Raw genomic sequence first — 23,540 nt, forward strand, 5'->3', positions numbered from 1 at the left:
AGAGCCAGAGCCAGAGCCAGAGCCAGAGCCAGAGCCAGAGCCAGAGCCAGAGCCAGAGCCAGAGCCAGAGCCAGAGCCAGAGCTAGAATCTGAACCAGAGTTCGAGTCAGAACCTGAACCAGAGCCTGCTGCGGATGCTTATGATGAAACACTAGCCGATAAAAGTGTCGAAGAAGCTCTAAAAGAACTAGATGAACAAGATATTGATGATGACGTCTTTGATTTAGGTGTTGATCAAAGCGATGATGACACTGAAAGTGATTTACCACCTATTCAGGCTAGTACCCCAGAAGATGAAGAAATTGATTCTATTTTTTCTGGATTTTCTGAAGGGGCATTTGATGAAAGCGAAGATGAACAGCCGGAGCTTCCAGGTCGCGATGAAGTGGATGAACGTGAGTTTGTCGATATCGATAAACTCATGAGTAGTGATGATGAAATCGCTAGCGATCATAACCCGTATACCGAGCCTAAATTAGATGTGGGTTTGGATGAATTCGCGGACATTCTTAACCGGGACAGTAATGATCCCGTTGATGTCGACGAAGATTCCGATGGGGCATCTAAGCTAGATCTGGCGCGAGCTTATCTGGAAATTGATGATGCTGATGGTGCAAAAGATATTCTCCAAGAGTTATTATCAGCACCGCAAACGGACGCTGTTCGTGAAGAAGCAGAGAAGTTATTAGCCCAATTACGTTAGAAAAAATCTAATGTAACGAGTGTGTTAACGGGTGATTCACAAAAAGGCGGTGACAAATGTCACTGCTTTTTTTATTATTAGCCGCTGATTGTTAAGTGGAAAGTAGTATGCGTATAGCTCTAGGCATTGAGTATGACGGTTCGAATTATTATGGCTGGCAGCGTCAACAAGAGGTTCCTTCGGTTCAAGAGTGTGTCGAAAAGGCCCTAAGTAAGATTGCCGATCAGAAAGTCGAAGTGTTTTGTGCCGGGCGAACGGATGCCGGAGTCCATGCAACGGGGCAGGTGGTTCATTTTAAATTGAACTGTCAGCGCCGTCTTGCGGCTTGGACTCTGGGGATGAACGCGAATTTACCAGGTGATATTGCAGTACGTTGGGCCAAAGAAGTCGATGATGAATTTCATGCACGTTTCTCGGCAACTGCAAGACGCTATCGTTATATCATCTATAATAGTGCTCATCGTGGCGCAATTCTTGGCAAGGGTGTGAGCCATTACCATTTTCCACTGAACGAAACATTAATGCATCAGGCTGGTCAATGCCTGCTTGGTGAACACGATTTTACGTCGTTTCGTGCGGTACAATGTCAAAGTCGAACACCATTTCGTAATGTTCACCATCTGAATGTTACCCGACAAGGTGATTTTGTTGTCATTGATATTAAAGCAAACGCTTTTTTGCACCATATGGTTCGCAATATTGCGGGTAGCTTAATTGAAATTGGACAAGGCAATCAAAGTGTTGATTGGATGGCAGAGTTGCTTGCGCTTAAGGATAGAAATAAAGCGGCAGCAACGGCTAAAGCGCAAGGGTTATATTTGGTTGAGGTTGATTATCCATCACAATATGGTATTCCTCACCCACATCCTGGGCCGCTATTTTATCAGGATTGATAAACTTTGACGCAGGTGTGCTTTACTTAGTACGAGTGCGTAACGATATATATTTAGAATAATTAAATCTGATAGATAAATGAATTAAGGATTCCGATGAGCTGGTTAGAGAAAATTCTTCCGAAAAGTAAAAGCGTCTCCTCACGACGTCGGAATATACCCGAAGGGGTTTGGACCAAATGTTCGTCTTGTGACCAAATTCTCTATCGTGCCGAGTTAGAGAGAAATTTGTATGTTTGCCCTAAATGTGGACATCACCACCACATTGGCGCGCGGGATCGGTTGGAACACTTTCTTGATAAAGGTTACGAAGAGTTAGGTTCAGAGCTCGAGCCTAAAGACATCCTTAAATTCAAGGATGCAAAACGTTATAAAGACCGATTAAGTGCGGCTCAAAAAGCAACCGGAGAAAAAGACTCTGTTGTTGCAATGAAAGGGGCTTTAAAAGGTATTCCGGTTGTTGCATGCGCATTTGATTTTAAATTTATGGCGGCATCAATGGGCTCTGTCGCTGGGGCAAGATTTGTTCGGGCTGTTGAATGTTGCCTTGCAGAAGGCCGTCCGTTGGTGTGTTTTTCTGCCAGCGGCGGGGCGCGTATGCAAGAGTCATTGTTTTCGCTGATGCAGATGGCTAAAACGAGTGCTGCGTTAGGTAAATTGCGCCAAAAAGGGCTGCCGTATATTTCGGTGATGACATACCCAACCTATGGTGGCGTTTCGGCTTCCCTTGCGATGTTAGGTGACATTAACGTCGGTGAACCTCGTGCGATGATTGGTTTTGCTGGTCCTCGCGTCATCGAACAAACGGTACGCGAAAAGCTTCCAGAAGGGTTCCAACGTAGTGAGTTCTTATTAGAGCATGGCGCGCTGGATATGATTGTTGATCGCCGCCAAATGCGCGAAAAACTGGCTTCAGTGATTGGTAAACTCGTTAATCAAGTTCCAATGGATGAAACAGTAGAGATTGCAGCTTCTGCCGTTTCCATGGAATTTGACGGTGAGTCAACTGACGAATAATCCAACATGACTCAAACCCAATTGATGAGCCGGTCTTTAGAAGACTGGCTCAGTTATTTAGAACATCATCACCCAATCGCCATTGATTTGGGGTTAGAACGAATTCGGATTGTCGCCCAGCGTATGCAACTCGATTCGCTAGCGATGCCTGTCATCACTGTGGCAGGAACAAATGGTAAAGGTTCCACTTGTCGTCTAATAGAGCAACTGCTTTTAGCCAACGGCAATAGTGTTGGCGTATATAGCTCTCCTCATATTCTAGATTATCGCGAACGAGTTCGAATTAACGATGGCCTTGTCGATGCCGAATTATTTTGTCAGGCATTTAGCGAAATAGAAAAAGCCCGTGCTGAGATAAGTTTGACCTACTTTGAAGTAGGCACCTTAGCAGCATTTTGGTTATTTCGCCGCTTTGCACCTGATTTTGTGGTGCTTGAGGTTGGCCTTGGCGGACGACTAGATGCGACCAATATTATCGATGCCAATGTAGCGGTTGTAACGACAATTGCCCTGGATCATGAAAAATTCTTAGGTAATGACTTGGCTCAGATTGGCCGAGAGAAAGCTGGCATTTTTCGCAGTCATGGCAAAGCCGTCACTGGCGATCCCCATATTCAATCCAGCGTTTATGAAGTTGCCAAATCTCTTGATTGCGAATTATTGGCAAATGGCGTGAATATTCATGCTAAGGTAAGTGCTGATGGTCAAACATGGCAATATTTAGGCAGTCAGGTTGAATATTCGCAATTACCCGTGCCCGATCTACCATTAGATAATGCAGTTGCAGCGCTAGCGGCAATCGAGCAACTTGGCGTAAGCTTAAACCAACCTCTGGTGCACGATTGTATCGCACATTGGCAGCTGGCTGGTCGAATGCAACGCTTACAAGATGCTCCGGTTGTTTATATCGATGTGGCCCATAACCCGCAGTCAGCCCAATATCTGGCGACTCAACTTAAGCGCCATCAATGGCATGGCAAAACCTACGCGGTTTGTGCCATGTTAGCCGATAAAGATAATAGCGGTGCCGTGAGTGAGCTTGACGGTATATTTGATAACTGGTTTATTGCCGGCTTATATGGTGATCGTGGTGATGACGGCAGTAAATTAGCCCAGGCACTGCAAGGTAAGCCTTTTGAGCGATTTGAACATGTTAATCAGGCTTATGAACATGCCTTAGCAATGGCGGATGTCTCTGATAGAGTGATCGTCTTTGGTTCGTTTGTGACGGTCGCTGAAGTTTTATCAGCACGTGGAGGTTTGTAGCGTGACATCTCAATTCAAGCATCGGCTGATTGGAACCATTGTTCTGGTTGCTTTACTGGTTATTATTTTGCCGGACATCATCGATGGCCACAAAGAGCCGGTTAAAGAACAGTTCAGTACCATTCCGTTTGCACCGCAACCGGCGCAAGAAAAACCACTGATGCTTGATTTGAGCAAACCATCTAATGGGGCGACCCAAACAGCTAAAGCTAACGTCACTGCTGAGCCCGAAGCTGCCTTACCTGCTAAGACCGCTGCGAGTACAACCGAACAATCTGACAACTCTGCAGCATCTGATAAAGCAGATGAAACTCACTCACAAGGGTTTACTGGAAATGGTTGGATTATCCAACTGGCCACACTTAAAAGCGCTGATAGCACAGAGCGGCTGATGGAAAAATTGCGCAATGCTGGATATCAGGCGCATAGTTATCCGCAACAACCAGTTGATGGCAAGCTGAACCGCATTTTCGTGGGGCCTGAGCTCTCTAAAGATGCAATGCAAGCAAAAATTGCTAAGTTAAAAGAGTTGACTGGTTTAAAAGGCTTTGTCAGACATTTTGACCCATTGGATAAATAGCAGACGTTTTTAACGTCTTAGTAACTATTTCAGTAAATTCTATTTTGCAGCGCACACTTTAGGTATTTTTCTGATAAAATGCCTTCGTTTTATAACAACCAGCTTCCTTATGAATTGGATTGATTACGTTATTATAGGCATTATTGCCTTATCGGCACTGATTAGTTTGGTGCGAGGTTTTGTTAAAGAAGCCGTTTCATTGGCCAGCTGGATTGCAGCTTTTTTTGTCGCCAGCCACTTTTATAGCGATGTGGCAAGTTATTTTACGTTGATTGAAAATCCGTATTATCGAAGTGGGGCGGCTATATTATGTTTATTTATTGCGACATTATTGATTGGTGCGTTATGTAACTATGTCTTGTCGCAACTTGTCTCGACCACTGGTTTATCAGGAACAGATCGCGTATTAGGAATTTGTTTTGGCGGTGTTCGAGGCGTATTTGTCGTTGCTGCTTTGCTATTTGTGTTGTCGTTTACAGCATTAACGAAGACACCGTGGTGGCAGCATTCGCAACTGATTCCAGAATTCACTGTCATAGTGCAGTGGTTCTTTGAGTTTTTAAAAGACTCATCGAGTCTTTTAACCCCCCCATAACTCTTGAAGCAAGAAGGAATCCCCTCATGTGTGGTATTGTCGGAATCGTCGGCTCAACCCCAGTTAATCAAAGCATCTATGATGCGCTTACTGTCCTGCAACATCGGGGACAAGATGCTGCTGGGATTGTGACTATCACTGATGGAAAATTTAAACAACGTAAAGCAAATGGCTTGGTTCGAGATGTGTTTGAGTTACGCCATATGCAGCGACTGAGCGGTAATATTGGTATCGGCCATGTTCGTTATCCGACCGCAGGGAGCTCGAGCGCAGCCGAAGCCCAACCATTTTATGTTAACTCGCCATATGGTATTGCACTTGCGCACAATGGTAATTTAACGAATGCTCACGAGCTTAAAGATGTGATGTTGACTAAAGCTCGTCGCCATATCAATACAACCTCTGATTCAGAAATCCTGCTCAATCTGCTCGCTTTTGAAATCGATAACCAGCTTGATAAAACGGATAAAACCGGACTTGAAATGCAGCCAGCTGATTTCTTTGCTGCGATTCGTCGGGTGAATGAGCAGACCCGTGGTGCATATGCGGTTGTCTCATTGGTGATTGGCCATGGGATGCTAGCATTTCGCGATCCTAAAGGGATTCGGCCGCTGATTTTAGGTCGCCGTCAAAGCGAAACTGGCCAGGTTGAGTATATGGTTGCATCAGAAAGCGTTGCTCTTGATGCGATTGGCTTTGAAGTGATGCGCGATGTTGCACCTGGTGAAGCTATTTTCGTCACTGACGATGGCCAGTTGTATACCGAACAGTGTGCTGAAAACCCAAGTTATCATCCATGTATTTTTGAATACGTTTATTTTGCCCGCCCTGATTCTACTATCGATAAAATTTCGGTATACGATGCGCGCGTTCGTATGGGTAGTAAATTAGGCCATAAAATCAAACAGCAATGGGATGATTTAGATATCGATGTGGTGATTCCAATTCCGGAAACTTCTAACGATATTGCTCTGCAAATTGCGATGATTCTTGATTTGCCTTACCGTCAAGGTTTTGTGAAAAACCGTTATATTGGTCGGACATTTATTATGCCTGGTCAATCTCAGCGTCGTAAATCGGTTCGCCGTAAACTCAATGCTATTGATGTTGAGTTTAAAGGTAAAAATGTTCTGTTGGTTGATGACTCAATCGTTCGTGGTACAACCTCAGAGCAGATCATCGATATGGCTCGTGAAGCTGGTGCGAATAAAGTGTACTTTGCCTCTGCATCACCGGAAATCCGTTTTCCAAATGTGTACGGAATTGACATGCCATCGGCAAATGAACTGATTGGCCATGGCCGTGAAGTTGATGAAATATGTCAGCTTATTGGTGCTGATGGATTGATTTACCAGTCTATCGAAGATTTGATAGCTGCTTGTCAAGAAGCCAACCCAGAGATCCGCGAGTTTGAAACATCAGTCTTTACTGGTCAGTACATTACCGAAGATATCGATCAACAATATTTAGATTATATTGATCAGCTTCGTAATAACGACAGCAAAGCGGTTGCAGCACAAGAAGAGGTCGCAAACTTAGAGATTTACAATGAAGATCACTAAGCTTTAAAGCTTTTCTTGGATACAAAGCCGCCTCATATTGGCGGCTTTTGTTTTACAACAAAGATTAACGAGATAGTCTACATCCTTTCTTTTTCACTCGCGTGGTTTTTGGTAAATTCATAGTCTATTCCCACTCAATGGAGGTTCTATGACCTTTCGTGCGTTGGTTGTCAATAAGAGTGATGACCACTACCAATGTGAGCTTACCCAATTATCCTCTGAGGCTCTTCCTGATGAAGATGTCCATCTTAAGGTCTTATATTCTTCTCTAAATTACAAAGATGGCTTGGCCATTACAGGTAAAGCTCCAGTTGTTCGCAAATTCCCAATGATTCCAGGGATTGATTTAGTCGCAGAAGTTATCCAAAGTCGTGATGAGCAATTTAAAGCAGGGGACAAAGTTGTTTTAAATGGCTGGAGCGTTGGTGAAAAATATTGGGGTGGGTTAGCAGAGTACGCCAATTTACGGGGTGATTGGCTGATTCCTTTGCCGAGCAAACTGAGCGCCGAACAAGCTATGTGGATTGGTACTGCCGGATACACCGCTATGCTCAGTGTGATGGCGTTGCAACAACACCATATTTCACCGGAGTCAGGACCAATTGTGGTCACTGGCGCTGGCGGTGGCGTGGGGAGCTTTGCCGTTTATCTCTTGGCCAAACTTGGCTTTAAAGTTATCGCTGTGACTGGCCGAGAATCATTGCATCCTTATCTTAAAGAGCTCGGTGCGTCTGAATTTATGGCCCGTGAAGAGTTAGATAAACCGGGCAAGCCTTTGCAAAAAGAGCAGTGGGCTGGGGCAATTGATTGTGTTGGGAGCCACACATTGGCGAATGTCTGCGCTCGAACCCAATATGGCGGCGTTGTTGCCTGCTGCGGGCTTGCTCAAGGGATGGATCTTCCTGCTTCTGTCGCGCCATTTATTTTGCGAGGAGTCACTCTTGCCGGCATCGACAGTGTCATGCGTCCTAAAGCAGACAGAATCAAAGCATGGGCACAATTGGCCGAACTAGTCGATGCGAATATGCTTGCTAAAATCGGGCAAACAATTCCTTTAGAACAGGCGCTGGATTATGCACATCAATTGATGGATGGTCAGGTAAAAGGGCGCGTAGCGGTTAAAATTGCCTAGAAATTTTACCAGATGAGATTGGTAACGGACTGTTCGAGCTGTCGATTAGTCCGTTTTTTATTGGCTATTGCTGGCTCTTTTTCGCAAATTTAATTCGATAGGTACTGGTGATTATTGCAAAACTAGCAAAGGTTCCTGCGCTAATTAATGCCGCATGTGTACCGTGACCTGCAAATAGATTAAATAACAAAGCAACTAACGCTGCTCCAGAGGTTTGCCCGACAAGGCGTGATGTGCTTTGCATGCCACTGGCGCCGCCACTTCGATGGGTAGGTGCTGCACTAATTAAAGTGTGATTGTGAGGAGCTTGGAAAAAACCAAATCCAATGCCACAGGCGAACATGCATATTCCAACGAAAACTAAAGGGACTCCTAGTGGCAATAATGCGCTGATGACAAGCCCAGAGGCAAAAATAAACATGCCAATCCCACCTAGCAGCCCACCATGGATCTTATTAACCCAACGCCCGGCTAACGGCGCCATGATGATAGTGCCAATGGGCCAAGGCGTTAGAAGCAATCCTGTTTGAACCTGATCGAGATGTAATACTCGTTGAAAATAAAATGGTAGCGCCACCATGGCTAACATTTGACTTGAAAATGCCAAAATACTCGTGATGACCGACCAGCGAAACATGGGCAGTTTTAAGAGATCTAATGGTAAAAGCGGGGCATCTAAATGCAGTTGGCTGCGGACAAAAACGCTGCCAACAACTATAAATATAGCCAGACTGATTAGAACCCAGCTTAGCGAAAATTGCTGCGCATAGCCCATCAACGCAAACATCAATGCACCAAAGCTTACCGCATTTAAGATAAGTGCAGAGAACTTAAATTGCTGTTTCCCTTTGATTGGATTGTCAGGTAAAAATCGATATCCAATAATAGCTGCGATAATCCCAATTGGGACATTGACCGCAAATAGCCAGGGCCAGTTTGCAATGGATAAAATAGCTGCCGCCAAGCTTGGCCCAGCAGCAAGAGAGCTTGCTACAACAAGCGAATTAATCGCCATCCCTTGGCCTAATAACCGTTTAGGATAGATGGTGCGAATAAGTGCGGTACTGACGCTCATGAGCGCTGCTGCTGCAACACCTTGCAAAATTCGAGCAATTGTTAATTCAGTGAGTGAACCGGCTTGAGCACACATTAATGAGGTTAGTGAAAATATCACTAATCCACACAGATAGATGCGCCGATAGCCAATCCGTTCGCCTAATGACGAAAGCGGTAAGAGCAGCATCACAATAGCTAGTTGATAAGCGTTGATGATCCAGATTGATGCGCTGTCGGCTATATTTAACGAATGGCTGATACTCGGTAATGCAACATTGGTAATGGTGCCATCCAATACGGCCATTATCAGCCCTAAAACAACGGTGAGCACGGCACCGATTCGTCGTGGCGAGGCAAGACCATCAAACGAATTACTCATTACTAATGTACCCCTTATGAACAGCTGTGATGTTATTCATCGTTTTTGGTAAGCAGGCAAGATTTGTCGTGCAAAATATGCCCTAACAAATCAAGTTAAGAGCACGGATCATAAAGGAATTTGTCGGTTCCGTCATATTCTTTGCAAAGCTATTTAAATAGTCGTTGTGTTTTCGCAACGCACTGTTATACTCAACTTAGCTTGAAAGTTAAGTTATTTATACCCACCATTTCGAAGTACCCTAGGGTGTGTGACAGCTAACTAGATGTTTAGCTTTTTGTATACTCTAAATCGTCCTCGTCCTGTAGTTGTAAGTAATTTGTTGCACTTCTGGCTGAATGACGTGTCTGGTAGGTTCCAGACACAAGTTATATTGTTTTATTGTTAGGAAATATTATGTCAAACACAGTGACTGGTACTGTTAAATGGTTTAACGAAGCAAAAGGTTTTGGTTTCATCGAACAGCCTAATGGCCCAGACGTTTTTGCTCACTTCAGTGCCATCGTTGGTGACGGCTTCAAAACTTTGAAAGAAGGTCAACGCGTTGAATTCGTAGTGACTCAAGGTAAAAAAGGCCCTCAAGCTGAAAATATCGTTGCCCTGTAATGGTGTGACTTCGAATTTTTGATAAAAAGGTCGCGTTTTGCGGCCTTTTTTGTTTGTGCAATTTCTCTAACTTTTTGTTAAATCACCAATATTTGATATAAAACACGCATTTTTTTGCTATATCAATGGACATAAATGCTGCGCTTGCTGAAGTGGAGCTACATCACCTTTCCCTTACTATTGCTCTTCTATATTTAACTAACCTTAAAGCCAACGTTGTTTTGAGTTTTCAAATGGCTGCGTTCATAGGCGTGTTGATGTCTCTGGGCCACAAGTTTGATTTCACGAGATAAAGCGGTCCGTTTAATCCCTTCCGGCTCAGATATAAGTGATTATAAAAATACATTTATTTATGAGGGATAGACAATGAAAGCGACTGTATCGATTCGAAACCTCGCGATAGGGATGTTAGCTGTTGCAACAATGGCTGTCACACCAATTGCTTCGGCGTTAACCGTAGGTTTTTCGCAAATTGGTTCAGAAAGTGGTTGGCGTACTGCTGAAACCCAATCGATTAAATCAGCTGCTCAGGAACGCAATATCGACCTTAAGTTCTCTGATGCGCAGCAAAAACAAGAAAACCAGATTAAAGCATTGCGCTCATTTATTGCCCAAGGCGTTGATGCCATTATTTTAGCTCCAGTGGTTGAAACAGGCTGGGACCAGGTTTTAAAAGAAGCAAAACGTTCAAAAATTCCAGTTTTTTTGGTTGACCGTGGCGTTAAAGTTCGTGATAGCAGCCTCTATGTCACAAAAATCGCGTCTGATTTTGTTGAAGAAGGTCGTTTAGCTGGCGCTTGGCTCGCAGCTAAAACCAGTGGTAACTGTAAAATTGCAGAGCTACAAGGCACGGTTGGCTCAAGTGCCGCTATTGACCGTAAAAAAGGTTTTGCTGATGTAATTAATCTATTCCCTCGCATGAGCATTATTCGTTCACAAAGTGGCGACTTTACTCGTAGTGGCGGCAAAAAAGTAATGGAAAGCTTCTTAAAAGCTGAACACGGCGGAAAAACTATCTGTGCCGTTTATTCCCACAATGATGATATGGCTCTAGGCGCTATTCAAGCGATTCAAGAAGCCGGGCTCCAACCTAGCAAAGACATATTTATGATCTCAATTGATGGGGTTCCAGATATCTTTAAAGCGATGATGGAAGGCCAAACAAACGCCTCAATTGAACTTAAATCTGATCTTGGCAAACCTACTTTTGATGCAATTAAAGAATATCTAGCCGGTGACAAACTGCCGAAATGGATTAAAACACAGGGAAATTTATATTTGCCCGATACTGCTAAAGAAGAATATCAGCGTCGTAGTGCTCAGTAACTTTCTGTTGCCTTAGTGTTCATAGGAGACAAGCCGTGTCTGATCCAATTTTACGTCTAGCCGGTATCGACAAGATTTTTACCGGAGTCCATGCCCTCAGTGATGTCAGCATGAGCATTGAACCGGGGGAAGTACATGCGTTATTAGGTGAAAATGGGGCTGGAAAATCGACCCTAATTAAAGTGATTACCGGGGTGTATTCGCTTGATGGAGGCAATATGTGGCTCGAAGGCCAACCTTTTGCTCCTAAATCATCTAGCGATGCCCAAGCGCATGGCGTCAGTACTGTCTATCAGGAAGTGAACCTGATTCCGACAATGTCAGTTGCCAGTAATTTGTTTTTGGAACGCCAACCAAGGCGTTTTGGACTCATCAACTGGAAAAGTGTTCATAACCAGTCTGTCGATTTACTCAGGCGGTTAAAACTTGATATTGATGTGGAAAGGCCGCTTGGCTCCTATTCAATTGCTATTCAACAGTTGGTTGCTATTGCGCGGGCTCTCGCGCTAAAAGCAAAAATCTTAATTTTAGATGAACCTACCGCAAGCCTTGATTCTAGAGAGGTGAAAATTTTATTTGATCTAATGCGCGAGCTAAAAAGCCAGGGAATGGCAATTATTTTTGTGACTCACTTTTTGGACCAAGTTTACGAAGTGAGCGATCGAATCACGGTGTTACGTAATGGCGAACATGTCGCGACGCATTTAACCAAAGAGTTGGCTCAGATAGAGCTAGTATCACTGATGCTCGGCAAAGCATTTGATAAAAATGCTGGAATGCAAAAACATACGAAAGTTCATGCAGATACCCCCTATTTAGATGTGGAGGGAATCGCTAAAAAACGAGTTTTAGACCCGATTAACTTAAAAGTCCACGCAGGCGAAGTGCTCGGATTAGCTGGGTTGCTTGGCTCAGGGCGAAGTGAGACTGTGAACCTGATTTTTGGTGCAATGCGCTCAGACCAAGGCAAAATAAAAATTAATGGTCACAACTGTCATATTCACTCACCTCGCCAAGCTATTCGCCAAGGGTTAGGGTTTTGTCCAGAAGACAGGCGCCATGATGGATTAGTTGGTGAACTCTCCGTCAGAGAAAACATTATATTAGCCCTGCAGGCTAAACGAGGTTGGCTAAAACCGGTTAGCGAAGCTCAGCAGCATAAAATTGCGGATTCGCTAATTAAACAACTCGGAATCGTCACTCCGGATGCCGAAAAACCAGCGGGCCAATTAAGTGGCGGCAATCAGCAGAAAGTAATTTTAGCGCGGTGGTTGGCGGCTAATCCTAACTTGCTCATTTTAGATGAACCGACACGCGGCATTGATATTGGCGCTCACGCTGAAATTGTGGCACTTATCCGCCGATTGTGTGAAGAGCAGGGAATGGCGCTCTTGGTCGTGTCTTCGGAATTGGATGAAGTGGTTAGTATTAGTGATCGCATCCTTGTGCTTCGAGAACGCCATCAGGCTGCTGAGCTTGAAGGAGAGCAAGTTAATCAACAGCAAATAATTGAGGCAATAGCATCATGAGTGATATTACAAATCATCATCGCCACATGCATTCCCCAGTTCAAAAACGATGGAATATGGCTATGTTACGTAAAGCTACGCTGCCTGTGACCGCTCTGATATTAATTTTTGTCTTTGATGCGATTTTTACGCCAGCATTTTTTAACCTTTCGTTTGTCAACGGCCATTTATATGGCAGCCTCATCGATATTTTTTATCGTGGTGCTCCGCTGATCTTGATGTCGGTGGGGATGGCTGTGGTCATTGCCACGGCAGGTATTGACTTGTCTGTTGGGGCGGTGGTTGCAATTGCTGGTGCGGTGATGGCGGTGATGGTTGATGCCAATCAGTATCCTGACTGGCTAATTGTACTGGCCACTTTGGGGGCTGGTTTATTGTGCGGCTTGTGGAACGGAATTTTAGTCGCCTTTTTGAAAATTCAACCGATTATCGCAACCTTGATCCTTATGGTCGCAGGCCGAGGAATAGCCCAGATGATCACAGGCGGACAGATCATTACTTTCCATAGTGAGTTATTTAAAGGACTTGGGGAAGGGTATTTCTTAGGGTTGCCGATGCGCGTTATTTTAGTTGCTTTGGCAGTTGTTGTAATCGTGGTTTTAATTAGGCGAAGTGCCTTGGGGTTATTTGTCGAATCAGTCGGAGGAAATGTATCAGCCAGTCGTTTAGCTGGGATTGATAGCCGTGGGATCTTAATTGGTGCTTACATGCTCTGTGGCTTATGTGCGGGCTTTGCGGGGATGATTATTACCGCTGATATTAGCGGGGCTGATTCAAATAATGCCGGGTTGTGGATGGAAATGGATGCCATTTTAGCAGTTGTGATTGGCGGTACATCACTAGCAGGTGGTCGGTTCTCCTTGTTATTAACTGTCCTTGGTGCATTGGTTATTCAGAGCCTTACTATTTCTATCTTAGTTAGTGGCCTGCCAGCTGAATATACCTTGCTTGTTAAAGCGGTGGTGATCGTTTTGATACTGTTAATCCAATCACCGCAGATGAAGCAAAAAATTATGACAAAATGGAGGGCTCGCCATGCGCGTCGATAAATGGATTTCAGTGATAGCAACGTTTGCTGTATTTATCTTGATCTGTGGCTATGGCGGCGTTAAATATCCAAATTTTGCATCAACCCTAGTCCTTGGCAACTTACTTACTGATAATGCTTTTGTGATCATCGCCGGGGTCGGGATGACGCTGGTAATTCTAACGGGAGGAATTGACTTATCAGTTGGCTCAATGATCGCGCTAGTTGGTGTTTTAACGGCAACACTGATTACGAAGTACCACTGGAATCCACTTTATGCAATGGCGTTTGCGCTGGTTTTAAGTAGCGCTTTTGGAGCCTTGATGGGGTACTTAATTGATGCTTTTGATCTACAGCCTTTTATTGTGACGTTGTCAGGAATGTTCTTTTTGCGAGGCCTGGCGTTTGTCCTCAGCCTACAGTCAGTGCCGATTTCAACGCCACTTGTGGATGATATTGCATCATTTGCGATTCCACTACCGGGCAGGGGATGGTTAACGTCATCGGCGATAATCATGTTAGCCGTTTTAGTGTTAGGTATCGTGATTGCGCACTTTACCCGTTTTGGCAACAATGTTTATGCCATTGGCGGCGATCGAACATCAGCTGAACTGTTAGGTGTACCTATTCGTAAAACTCTCGTAGGAGTATATGCATTTTCTGGTTTTACCAGTGGCATGGCAGGGGTCGTTTACACACTTTATACCTCTTCAGGGTATCCACTGGCAGCATTAGGTGTCGAGCTAGACGTTATTGCCTCGGTGGTCATTGGTGGCACGTTGTTAACGGGGGGCGTCGGTTTTGTCATAGGGACGCTATTTGGCGGACTTATTCAAGGGGTGATTCAAACGTTAATTACATTTGATGGTTCATTGAACAGTTGGTGGACAAAAATTGTAATAGGATTTTTGCTGTTCATCTTCATTGTTTTGCAGCGGATATTAACGAGTTCGTTTGGTAGAGCCTCACCAAGCCCTGCTTAAATATTGCTTTCAATTTTTTTATAACGGCTATACATTTGATTTTACTAAGATGTATAGCCGTTATGTTAATGCCATCAATAAATCGGTCAGTGCCTTTTCGGTGTCCGGGTATCAAAATATAAAGAAAACTGATGAATTAACATATTGATCATTTATTAGGAGTCTTTATGTATGCTGCCGCATCGGACAAGGTTGAAGATTTTGCCATCATGAAGCAATTGATGATGCAGTTTCCTTTTGCTCAGATAATTGATAGTTCGTTAAACGCCAGTAGCGTGCCAGTTGTTTGGCAAAATGATGAAAGTCGATATGGACACTTAATTGGTCATTTGGCTGCGGGCAATTCGTTATTAGAAACGGCTCAACAGCAGCGATGTTTAGTGATTTTTCAGTCAAATGATCACTATATTTCACCGAATTGGTATGAGAAGGGGCCTGCAGTTCCAACTTGGAATTATGCTAGTGTCCATGTTTGGGGAACCTTCAATACAGTGAATGATGAGCAGACAGAACAAATCTTAAAAGAGCAGATCCAGTGTTTTGAACCTGAACTAGTATCATCATCAAAAATGGCTGATGAGCAAGTTCAACAATCGCTGTTACACTCTATTGTTGGTTTTACTTTGTCTATTGAACAAATAAGAGCGAAGAAAAAATTAGGTCAACATCGAAGTGACGCTGACCAAAAAGGGGTGTATCAAAACCTATTGCACAGCAGTGAGCCGAACTCTCAAGCAATGGCTCAATTTTTAGCTCGTAATGGCATGGATAAAGGTTAATCACCATTGGCAAAAGGTTTACGAGCGATCATGACGGCTCGTTTAGGCGCTGGCAATCCTTCAACCGTTTTACTGGGATCGGTTGGGTCTAGAAATTGTTCGAGCGATTCATTGGTCATCCATTCAGTTCGCCGTTGTTCTTGGATACTTGTCACGCTGACATCGACACAGCGAACTTGCTCAAAACCACATTTTTCTAGCCATAAAGCTAGCAGATCAACGCTTGGTAAAAACCACACGTTATTCATTTTCGCATAGCGATCTTGCGGAGTAAGAACAGTATCTTTGTCTCCATCGACCACCAATGTTTCTAAAATTAACTCACCGCCTTGAACGAGCTGATCTTTGAGCTGAAAGATGTGTTCAATTGGTGAGCGACGATGGTATAAAACACCCATCGAAAATACGGTATCAAATGCTTTAAGTGCTGGTAGCTGTTCAATACCTAATGGCAACAGATGAATATTTTCTGGGTTGCCAGCGAGTTGTCGGATGGCTTCAAATTGCGCTAAGAAAAGTGACGATGGATCAATCCCTACAACAAATTCAGCATCAGCCCCGAGCATGCGCCACATGTGATAGCCGTTGCCACAGCCCACATCTAATACTTGACGATATTTAAGCGGACTAATGTGCTCGATTAGTCGCTCCCATTTCCAATCGCTACGCCACTCGGTATCAATATCAAAATCAAAAATATGATAAGGGCCTTTTCGCCAAGGGTGATAACTGCGCAGTAGATTTTCAACTTTGCGAATCTGTCCAGATTCTAAACCATCGACAGGCTCGATGGTTACGCCATCTTTGAGGTTAACTTTAGCACCGCTTTGATTGGGAAGTTTTGCTAATACTTTTTCCCAATTTGGGAGCAAGCCATGAGCTTGTTCATCTCGCCAAGTCTTCAGCTGTGCGGGCAAGACTTCCAGCCAACTGGCTAACGAACGCTTTGCTATTTGTGCGTAGAAATCCCCAAACTCAATCATTACTACTTCCTTTAATGGCGATTAATGACAAAAAGTTAAAGCATTGGAACCAAGTTTGCGCGTGTGCAAATCCAGCCGTTTTAAAACGCTCTATATGTTGATCAGAGGTATCGGTAAGAAGCACATTTTCAATGGCCGTGCGTTTTTGGCTAATTTCTAATTCGCTATAACCATTGGCGCGTTTAAAATCGAGATGCAATTCGCTAATCAAGGTCTGAATGTCAGAATCTTCAAAATGAACTTTCTCACTAACAATGAGGATGCCCCCTGGGAGCATGCCCTGATAAATCGACTTGATTAATTGGTCTCGCTCTTTTGGGGCGATAAATTGCAAAGTAAAGTTTAAAACGACCACACTCGCATTCTGAATTGAAACATCTTGAATATTTTTACATTGCAGAGTTACTGGCGTGTCGGAGCGAAAAGCATCAAGGTGGCTACGGCATCGCTCAATCATCGGTTGTGAGTTGTCCACCCCGATAATTTCGCAGCCATCTAAGTTAACATTGCGGCGCATCGCGAGTGTTGCAGCTCCCAAAGAACAGCCTAAATCATATAATTTTGAGTCTGCTTGATGGTAGTGAGCTGTGAGCTGACCTATGACTTCTAAGATTGTCGTATAGCCGGGAACAGAACGTTGAATCATATCTGGAAAGACTTCAACGACCTGCTGATCAAAGCGAAAATCACCGACATGGGCGATGGGTTTAGAAAAAATATTATCTGAGCGATGCATAGTTTTTACTATCTGTGGATGAAACAAGCCAAAATGCGCGGCAACTTTTGCCGCGGCATTTTAACGCGCTTTGTGGTGGCTGTCTTGTCTAATTGTCTATGGCAAGTAAAGTCAATTCGATTCGTTGCTAAGAGGATTAAGCATGAGCCTTAAGATAGTTAATGGCTCCTAATAGCGATGCAATTTGAGCTTGATTACAGATATCATCGTTGGCTTTGGGGCTGTCTGGATACACCTCGGTAGTGGTGTGATAGTTGGCATTAGTTAAGCTGCCACATAATCCTAATTCTTGCATCGCATACATGATGACGCCTTCGCTTAGGACTTTTGAGCCAATAATTTGGCCTTTAGCATCGGCTGGCGCAATATGCGTTACCGTTTTAACCGATTCAATGACCGCTTCAAGAAATCCTAACTGCGGGTTTTCAGTTTTACCAACGCAATAAAAGCCATCTGGGATCTGCTCGGGTTGAAACTCTTCGCCATCTCGAGCGGCCAGTGCAGGGCGAAATTCTTGTTCGTCGCTATCGGTTGTTTCATGAAGATCCATATGCAGTACGATAGGGCTTTTAATGGTTGCTACATATTCGCTCAATAATCTGGCTTCATCGGATGGTGTGTTCGGATAAAACGAGCGGTTAGGATCGACTGCATTAGGATTCCAGCGCTGAATATGTTCGTATCCCCAAGGGCTCACGCACGGCGTAATGACAATGTTAAACTCGTTTTGATATTGCTCGAGATACTCTTTGGCGAACAATAACGCACCTTGCACGCCGCTTGTTTCATAACCATGTACACCGCCAGTGACTAAAATTGTTGCTCGGTTAGCCACCCACTGAGCGCTTTTGATAGCCATCAGCGGGTAGCTTTTTTGATACTGAAGTTCGCCGTATTGCTCAGCAACACACGCAGATGGCAATTGTTGCAATTTATCTAAAACCTCATCTTTATAGCTGCGCTGATATTGTTGGCGTGCTCGCCATTGTTCTATTTGCTCTTTGCCCCATTTCTGACCGGGTTGTCCAATTGGATATTGCGTTGGCATGGGTTACGTCCTTTTTTATTTGTCCAAGACCTGGGTAATTTTCCCCAAGAGTAGAAGCGTTCAAATAGCGATGCAACTAATATTATTTAGCTATGAAAGCAAGCCACATTGTCGAAAAGTATTGGAGAATTGAGTGCTCTTTTTTATCGAATGGATGTGACTCGGGTGTTTTTTGAGCACTTAGGCGTGCTCCGGATAGTTTTATGGGCTGGCTATTCAGTTTTAGGTCGAAAATCCTATATAATGACTGCCTTTGGTAAGTCTGTATCAGGTTAGTTTTAAGTTGCTTTTCATCTTTATAACCATCAGACAAGAGAATCGAATTTTAATCTGCAACGGGAAGGCGTTATGCGCACTGTGTACTGTGGACAAGTCACATCTGAATATGAAGGCCAGGAAATTGACCTGGTTGGTTGGGTTAATCGACGTCGCGATTTAGGCGGTGTTATCTTTATCGATCTGCGAGATCGCGAAGGCATTGTTCAGGTGGTATTTGACCCGGATCGTGAGGATTCCTTTGCTGTTGCGAATACTTTGCGTAACGAATTTTGTGTAAAACTGCGCGGTAAAGTGCGTCTTCGCCCAGAAGGTCAAGTTAATAAAGATATGACCACTGGTGAAATCGAAGTGTTGGGCATAGAGCTTGAAATTCTAAACCGTTCTGCACCAGTGCCATTGGATAGTAATCAGGAAAACAGCGAAGAGCTGCGTCTTAAATATCGTTATATCGATTTACGTCGCCCTGAAATGACTCAGCGCTTGATGTTTCGTTCTAAAGTAACAAGCTTTATTCGTCGTTATATGGATGATCATGGCTTTTTAGATATTGAAACACCGATGTTAACTAAAGCGACTCCTGAAGGGGCCCGTGATTACTTGGTTCCGAGTCGAACGAACCGCGGTAAATTCTTCGCACTTCCGCAGTCGCCTCAGCTGTTTAAACAGTTGCTGATGGTTGCAGGTATGGATCGTTACTATCAAATTGTGAAATGTTTCCGTGACGAAGATTTACGTGCGGATCGCCAACCTGAATTTACTCAGGTTGATATTGAAACTTCATTCATGACCAGTGATGAAGTTCGCGAAATCACCGAAGCACTGCTTCGCAATCTGTTTAATCAGTTGCTCAATGTCGATTTGGGCGATTTCCCAATTATGACCTGGCATGAAGCGATGCGTTTGTATGGCAGTGATAAGCCAGACCTGCGTAACCCTATGCAGTTCATTGATGTCGCTGATTTATTAAAAGACGTTGAATTTAAAGTTTTTGCCGGACCTGCGAACGATCCAAAAGGGCGGGTTGCGATGCTGTGTGTCCCAGGTGGTGCTCAGTTATCTCGTAAGCAATTAGATGAATACACTAAATATATTGGCAAATATGGTGCTAAAGGCATGGCATGGATGAAAATCAATGATGCCAGTGCTGGCGCTGAAGGCGTCCAGTCGCCTGTTGCTAAGTTCTTAACTGCCGATATTATTGAAGCACTGATTAAACGAGCGAATGCTCAATCGGGTGATATTCTGCTCTTTGGTGCTGACAGCTACAATGTTGTTTGTGATGCCATCGGTGCTCTGCGCCTGAAAGTGGGCGAAGACTTAGGACTTGTTGAAAAAGGCTGGAAACCACTGTGGGTGGTTGATTTTCCAATGTTTGAAGAAGCGGATGGCCGTTTATGGGCAATGCATCATCCATTTACAGCGCCTGTCCCTGGTGTGACACCACAACAACTGCGTGAGAATCCAGCAGATGTTTTATCGAACGCCTATGACGTGGTGTTAAATGGCTTTGAAATTGGTGGCGGTTCAGTTCGTATTCATCAACAAGAAATGCAGTCTGCGGCATTTGAGGTATTGGGTATTAATGAAGAAGAAGCGCAAGATAAATTTGGCTTCTTGTTACAAGCTCTGCAGTTCGGTGCGCCACCACATGCAGGCCTTGCATTAGGTCTGGACCGATTAGTGATGTTGATGACGGGCGCTTCCAATATTCGTGAAGTAATGGCATTCCCTAAAACGACCACTGCTGGGTGTCCGCTCACCGATGCGCCAAGTGTTGCCAACCCTGAAGTGCTCAAAGAGTTGGGAATTGAAGTTGTCGCTAAAGAAAATAGCGATGAATAATTTTAAGTTCAATAGCTCGCTTTTTTAGGGAGTTATTTACTAAAAATGCAGATAAAGGCCGTGTATTCGGCCTTTATTGCAAATTAGATATTTAAAACTGAAGTGGAGAACCGTTATGGCAGGTCACAGTAAATGGGCCAACATTAAACATCGTAAAGCTGCACAAGATGCCAAACGTGGAAAAGTCTTTACCAAGTTGATCCGCGAGCTTACCGTCTCTGCTCGTGAAGGCGGCTCTGATGCCGACAGCAACCCACGCTTACGTGCGGCTATTGATAAAGCTTTATCCAATAATATGACACGAGATACCGTGGACCGTGCAATTAAACGCGGTGCCGGTGAACTTGATGGTCAAGAATTAGAAACCGTTACCTATGAAGGCTACGGCCCGGGTGGCACGGCGGTGATGGTTGAGTGCATGACCGATAACCGTAACCGTACCGCAGGAAGTGTGCGTCATGCCTTTAGTAAAAGCGGTGGCAATTTAGGAACCGATGGTTCAGTGGCTTACCTTTTTGATAAAAAAGGTGTCATTAACTATGAACCGGGGCTTGATGAAGACGAAGTCATGGAAGTTGCCTTAGAAGCGGGTGCTGAAGACATTATTACGAACGATGATGGTAGTATTGATGTCTATACGACACCAGAGGATTTTGGCCACGTCAAAGATGCGTTAGACAAAGCCGGTTTCAGCTCAGTCAATGCCGAAGTGACTATGGTGCCATCAACTACCGCAGAATTAGATGCGCAGACTGCTCCAAAACTGATGCGGTTAATCGATATGTTAGATGATGACGATGATGTTCAGGAAGTTTATCACAACGCTGATATTTCAGATGAAATCATGGAAAGTCTCGATTAATGGCTATTTTTTTGGGAATTGACCCCGGATCGCGGTTAACTGGTTTTGGGGTTATTCAGTATCAACATGGCAAGGCTGAATATTTAGGCAGTGGTTGCATTCGCATGCAAAAAGAACCGTTACCTAATCGCTTAAAAACAATTTATCAGGGGGTTAGTGAGATTATCACTCAGTATCAACCTGATGAATTTGCGATTGAGCAGGTGTTTATGGCGCGCAATGCTGATTCGGCATTAAAACTCGGTCAAGCCAGAGGTGCAGCTATTGTCGCGGCAGTCAATTTTGATCTTCCGGTTTTTGAGTATTCTGCCCGGCAAATTAAACAGTCAGTAGTAGGCACCGGCAGCGCCGAAAAAACACAAGTTCAGCAGATGGTAATGCAGATGCTTAAATTAAATGCAACGCCTCAGGCTGACGCCGCTGATGCTTTAGCTGTTTCTCTTTGCCATGCTCATACTCGCCAAAGTTTAATTAACATGTCTGGCCAAGCAAGGAAGACAGTGCGACGACGGCTGCGATAATTTAATAGTTAAGGTGGGCTGTCGTGGTTTCTTTTTATAGGGATTAGCAAAGATAAGCCACGGTGAAATAATATATTATTTTAACTTTAAAGAGTTAACTTGCTAGCTATATAAAAAATATAAATTTAATTAATTACCAATAGATACAGTGAACGGCGTTCCATATTGATGCCAATGCACAGCACTTAAATAGGCAACGACTAATAACAGATTCATGGCCGCTGCTAATATATTGTGCATCACCATTAACCAATCTTTATAAAGAACTAATAATGCTAACAAAATAAAAAGTTCAATGTCTAACATGACCATCGGGTTGGCTTGGGGGCTGTGCAGGGCAACATAGCCATACATCAGGTAAACCAATAACACTCTAAACCTTGCGTGATTAAGAACAATAATCGATGCAGAAATTAACGCCGCAATGGTTCCTTGGTAGCTTCCGACACCAGTAGGGTATAGACTAGCTACACTGAGCATGAGCAAAGGAAACATAACGACATATGTTTTTTGCTCAAACGAGAGAGTATTAGCACTGCTCAGTAACATATTATTTAACAATCCGTTGCTAATTAACCATGAAAAATGAGTTTATCCAATTAGCAAATTTAAAAATGTTAACTTGGTAGGCTCGGCTATTTTTATGACGAATAATTGTTAAAAATGTGAAGTTAGGCAGGTTGTTACTTGCTGCTTAAATTTGTACGAATGAGTTAATAAATTATATTTTTTAGTTTGTTATAAGTATTTAACGCATTTCTAACAGCAGCGTAAACTTGTGTTTAGTATAATTCAAACGCTCAATCTGAGCTGTACTATAAGAGAGATTATATGCCACATAAAATGAGTGAAGCGTGGAGTCTGTTCTCGCCTGTTCAAGGAGAAGATTTAAATGTGTTTGCAAGCTCAATGAAAGGAGGCAATGTACACTATGAGCCGTTAGAAGCTGCTCATCAAAGTGGTAATGGAACGAACTATGCGTTCTTTTGTAATGCTACAACTGATGAGAAACAATACCCTGTCATGGTTAATATTTATTGTAGTGCCAATGGCCATGTGAACGAAATAAAAGTAATCCGGCTCGAATACTAATTTTGACCGACAGACATAACTGTCTGCCGGTTCAAGTTGTCCCGAAATTAACGATTTCTATATTTATTCAATAGCTCTAAAGGAATATGACAATAGTCATCAGGGTGAAGGGTCAACCGGTCTTGATGTTCGTCATCACTGCGCACGTAATTTTTTAATGGCAACACTTCTACTGCTATTTTTGCTGAGTCATCGCGACTATCAATATAATCTCTTGCTCGCGCTAAATGTTCACTGTTGCGGCTATAGATACCGGTTCGGTATTTTGGTCCTTCGTCAATACCTTGCTTATTAATGCTATAAGGGTCAATGATTTCAAACAAGTAGCCTATGATTTTTGAAATACTGAGCACATTCGGGTCAAATACTGTTCTGACACACTCTGCATAGCCATCATATTCGCCTTGGGTGGTTTTATTATATTGGCCATTGGCTCGGCCAGCTTCTGTTTCGACAACTCCTGGTAGATGTTTAACAAACTCCTGAACGCCCCAAAGGCACCCACCAGCGATGTAGATCTCTTGCATTTTGTTTCTCTAGATTTCTTGATTAGTTAAGTAAAATCCTATCATAATTTAACTAATTTATAAAAAACAACCACATTGAGGCTTTTGTATATTTGCTATCGCGTAATTAAAGCGATTGGTTAAGTGAATATGCTGATTTTGGGAGCAGTGATATGGGAATAAAGTCAGTGCCAGAATATGATAGGGAAGTAAGCGGGCCAGTTGTACGAGTCTGTTG

Annotated in this window: 24 protein-coding genes; 18 read left to right on the forward strand and 6 right to left on the reverse strand. The window is 43.6% G+C overall.

The features are described from left to right. From ABTQ23_RS15985 to acuI, 8 genes are all read left to right on the forward strand, one after another. Nucleotides 1-703 (forward strand): FimV/HubP family polar landmark protein (locus tag ABTQ23_RS15985; protein ID WP_408616750.1); only part of this gene is annotated, 703 nt, incomplete at its 5' end. Nucleotides 704-810: 107 nt separating this feature from the next. Further along, nucleotides 811-1,596: a tRNA pseudouridine(38-40) synthase TruA gene (truA, locus tag ABTQ23_RS15990; RefSeq protein ID WP_408616751.1), complete on the forward strand. Its 786-nt coding sequence runs from the start codon at nt 811-813 to the stop codon at nt 1,594-1,596. Nucleotides 1,597-1,692: 96 nt separating this feature from the next. Beyond that, nucleotides 1,693-2,613 carry an acetyl-CoA carboxylase, carboxyltransferase subunit beta gene (gene accD / locus ABTQ23_RS15995; RefSeq protein ID WP_408616752.1) on the forward strand — a complete coding sequence of 307 codons (921 nt, stop codon included), beginning with the start codon at nt 1,693-1,695 and terminating at the stop codon, nt 2,611-2,613. A 6-nt stretch (nt 2,614-2,619) separates the two neighbouring features. Beyond that, nucleotides 2,620-3,879, forward strand: a complete 1,260-nt coding sequence (gene folC, locus ABTQ23_RS16000; RefSeq protein ID WP_408616753.1) for a bifunctional tetrahydrofolate synthase/dihydrofolate synthase — start codon at nt 2,620-2,622, stop codon at nt 3,877-3,879. 1 nt (nt 3,880) lies between these two features. Continuing rightward, complete coding sequence (locus tag ABTQ23_RS16005; protein ID WP_408616754.1) at nt 3,881-4,459, forward strand: SPOR domain-containing protein; 579 nt, start codon at nt 3,881-3,883, stop codon at nt 4,457-4,459. Between the two features lie 109 nt (nt 4,460-4,568). After that, nucleotides 4,569-5,054: a CvpA family protein gene (locus ABTQ23_RS16010; protein WP_408616755.1), complete on the forward strand. Its 486-nt coding sequence runs from the start codon at nt 4,569-4,571 to the stop codon at nt 5,052-5,054. Nucleotides 5,055-5,080: 26 nt separating this feature from the next. After that, nucleotides 5,081-6,616, forward strand: coding sequence for an amidophosphoribosyltransferase (purF, locus tag ABTQ23_RS16015; protein ID WP_408616756.1), 1,536 nt, complete (start codon nt 5,081-5,083; stop codon nt 6,614-6,616). A 148-nt stretch (nt 6,617-6,764) separates the two neighbouring features. Then, nucleotides 6,765-7,748 carry an acrylyl-CoA reductase (NADPH) gene (gene acuI, locus ABTQ23_RS16020; RefSeq protein WP_408616757.1) on the forward strand — a complete coding sequence of 328 codons (984 nt, stop codon included), beginning with the start codon at nt 6,765-6,767 and terminating at the stop codon, nt 7,746-7,748. A gap of 64 nt (nt 7,749-7,812) precedes the next feature. On the opposite strand, the gene ABTQ23_RS16025 is transcribed toward acuI, so the two are convergent. After that, the gene (locus ABTQ23_RS16025) at nt 7,813-9,183 is read right to left on the reverse strand and encodes an MFS transporter (RefSeq protein WP_408616758.1); all 1,371 of its coding nucleotides are present in this window, start codon (nt 9,181-9,183) and stop codon (nt 7,813-7,815) included. Nucleotides 9,184-9,579: 396 nt separating this feature from the next. Here ABTQ23_RS16025 and ABTQ23_RS16030 point away from each other — a divergent pair, with 396 nt between their 5' ends. The 6 genes from ABTQ23_RS16030 (at nt 9,580) to ABTQ23_RS16055 (ending at nt 15,433) form a co-directional block, all read left to right on the forward strand. Then, complete coding sequence (locus ABTQ23_RS16030) at nt 9,580-9,789, forward strand: cold-shock protein (RefSeq protein ID WP_408616759.1); 210 nt, start codon at nt 9,580-9,582, stop codon at nt 9,787-9,789. A gap of 366 nt (nt 9,790-10,155) precedes the next feature. Next, the gene (locus ABTQ23_RS16035) at nt 10,156-11,115 is read left to right on the forward strand and encodes an ABC transporter substrate-binding protein (RefSeq protein WP_408616760.1); all 960 of its coding nucleotides are present in this window, start codon (nt 10,156-10,158) and stop codon (nt 11,113-11,115) included. Between the two features lie 35 nt (nt 11,116-11,150). After that, nucleotides 11,151-12,644 (forward strand): sugar ABC transporter ATP-binding protein, encoded by a 1,494-nt coding sequence (locus tag ABTQ23_RS16040; RefSeq protein WP_408616761.1) that lies wholly within the window; start codon nt 11,151-11,153, stop codon nt 12,642-12,644. Next, entirely contained in the window at nt 12,641-13,693 is a 1,053-nt protein-coding gene (locus ABTQ23_RS16045) for an ABC transporter permease (RefSeq protein ID WP_408616762.1), read from the forward strand. Before ABTQ23_RS16040 ends, ABTQ23_RS16045 begins: the two co-directional genes overlap by 4 nt. Continuing rightward, nucleotides 13,680-14,654 carry a galactofuranose ABC transporter, permease protein YjfF gene (gene yjfF / locus ABTQ23_RS16050; RefSeq protein WP_408616763.1) on the forward strand — a complete coding sequence of 325 codons (975 nt, stop codon included), beginning with the start codon at nt 13,680-13,682 and terminating at the stop codon, nt 14,652-14,654. Before ABTQ23_RS16045 ends, yjfF begins: the two co-directional genes overlap by 14 nt. Before the next feature lie 167 nt (nt 14,655-14,821). Next, a complete protein-coding gene (locus ABTQ23_RS16055) occupies nt 14,822-15,433 on the forward strand; it encodes an FMN-binding negative transcriptional regulator (RefSeq protein ID WP_408616764.1) in 612 nt (203 codons plus the stop codon). Here the strand turns inward: ABTQ23_RS16055 and cmoB are convergent. From cmoB to ABTQ23_RS16070, 3 genes are all read right to left on the reverse strand, one after another. Continuing rightward, nucleotides 15,430-16,416 (reverse strand): tRNA 5-methoxyuridine(34)/uridine 5-oxyacetic acid(34) synthase CmoB, encoded by a 987-nt coding sequence (gene cmoB, locus ABTQ23_RS16060; RefSeq protein ID WP_408616765.1) that lies wholly within the window; start codon nt 16,414-16,416, stop codon nt 15,430-15,432. The genes ABTQ23_RS16055 and cmoB overlap by 4 nt on opposite strands. Next, on the reverse strand, nt 16,409-17,152 hold the full coding sequence (gene cmoA / locus ABTQ23_RS16065; protein ID WP_408616766.1) for a carboxy-S-adenosyl-L-methionine synthase CmoA: 744 nt from the start codon (nt 17,150-17,152) through the stop codon (nt 16,409-16,411). Before cmoA ends, cmoB begins: the two co-directional genes overlap by 8 nt. A 136-nt stretch (nt 17,153-17,288) precedes the next feature. Then, on the reverse strand, nt 17,289-18,200 hold the full coding sequence (locus tag ABTQ23_RS16070; protein WP_408616767.1) for a M14 family metallopeptidase: 912 nt from the start codon (nt 18,198-18,200) through the stop codon (nt 17,289-17,291). Between the two features lie 348 nt (nt 18,201-18,548). Between ABTQ23_RS16070 and aspS the strand changes: the two genes are divergently transcribed. The 3 genes from aspS (at nt 18,549) to ruvC (ending at nt 21,704) form a co-directional block, all read left to right on the forward strand. Beyond that, on the forward strand, nt 18,549-20,321 hold the full coding sequence (aspS, locus tag ABTQ23_RS16075; RefSeq protein WP_408616768.1) for an aspartate--tRNA ligase: 1,773 nt from the start codon (nt 18,549-18,551) through the stop codon (nt 20,319-20,321). 115 nt (nt 20,322-20,436) lie between these two features. After that, nucleotides 20,437-21,183, forward strand: a complete 747-nt coding sequence (locus tag ABTQ23_RS16080; RefSeq protein WP_408616769.1) for a YebC/PmpR family DNA-binding transcriptional regulator — start codon at nt 20,437-20,439, stop codon at nt 21,181-21,183. Beyond that, nucleotides 21,183-21,704, forward strand: coding sequence for a crossover junction endodeoxyribonuclease RuvC (gene ruvC / locus ABTQ23_RS16085; protein ID WP_408616770.1), 522 nt, complete (start codon nt 21,183-21,185; stop codon nt 21,702-21,704). Before ABTQ23_RS16080 ends, ruvC begins: the two co-directional genes overlap by 1 nt. A gap of 129 nt (nt 21,705-21,833) precedes the next feature. On the opposite strand, the gene ABTQ23_RS16090 is transcribed toward ruvC, so the two are convergent. After that, complete coding sequence (locus tag ABTQ23_RS16090) at nt 21,834-22,253, reverse strand: hypothetical protein (RefSeq protein WP_408616771.1); 420 nt, start codon at nt 22,251-22,253, stop codon at nt 21,834-21,836. A 282-nt stretch (nt 22,254-22,535) separates the two neighbouring features. Here ABTQ23_RS16090 and ABTQ23_RS16095 point away from each other — a divergent pair, with 282 nt between their 5' ends. Continuing rightward, nucleotides 22,536-22,796 carry a hypothetical protein gene (locus tag ABTQ23_RS16095; protein WP_408616772.1) on the forward strand — a complete coding sequence of 87 codons (261 nt, stop codon included), beginning with the start codon at nt 22,536-22,538 and terminating at the stop codon, nt 22,794-22,796. A 47-nt stretch (nt 22,797-22,843) separates the two neighbouring features. Here the strand turns inward: ABTQ23_RS16095 and ABTQ23_RS16100 are convergent, their stop codons facing one another. Beyond that, the gene (locus ABTQ23_RS16100) at nt 22,844-23,323 is read right to left on the reverse strand and encodes a peptide-methionine (S)-S-oxide reductase (protein WP_408616773.1); all 480 of its coding nucleotides are present in this window, start codon (nt 23,321-23,323) and stop codon (nt 22,844-22,846) included. Nucleotides 23,324-23,540: the final 217 nt, after the last annotated feature.

It is taken from the genome of Celerinatantimonas sediminis, assembly GCF_046054195.1.
In the GTDB taxonomy this organism is placed as follows: Bacteria; Pseudomonadota; Gammaproteobacteria; order Enterobacterales; family Celerinatantimonadaceae; genus Celerinatantimonas.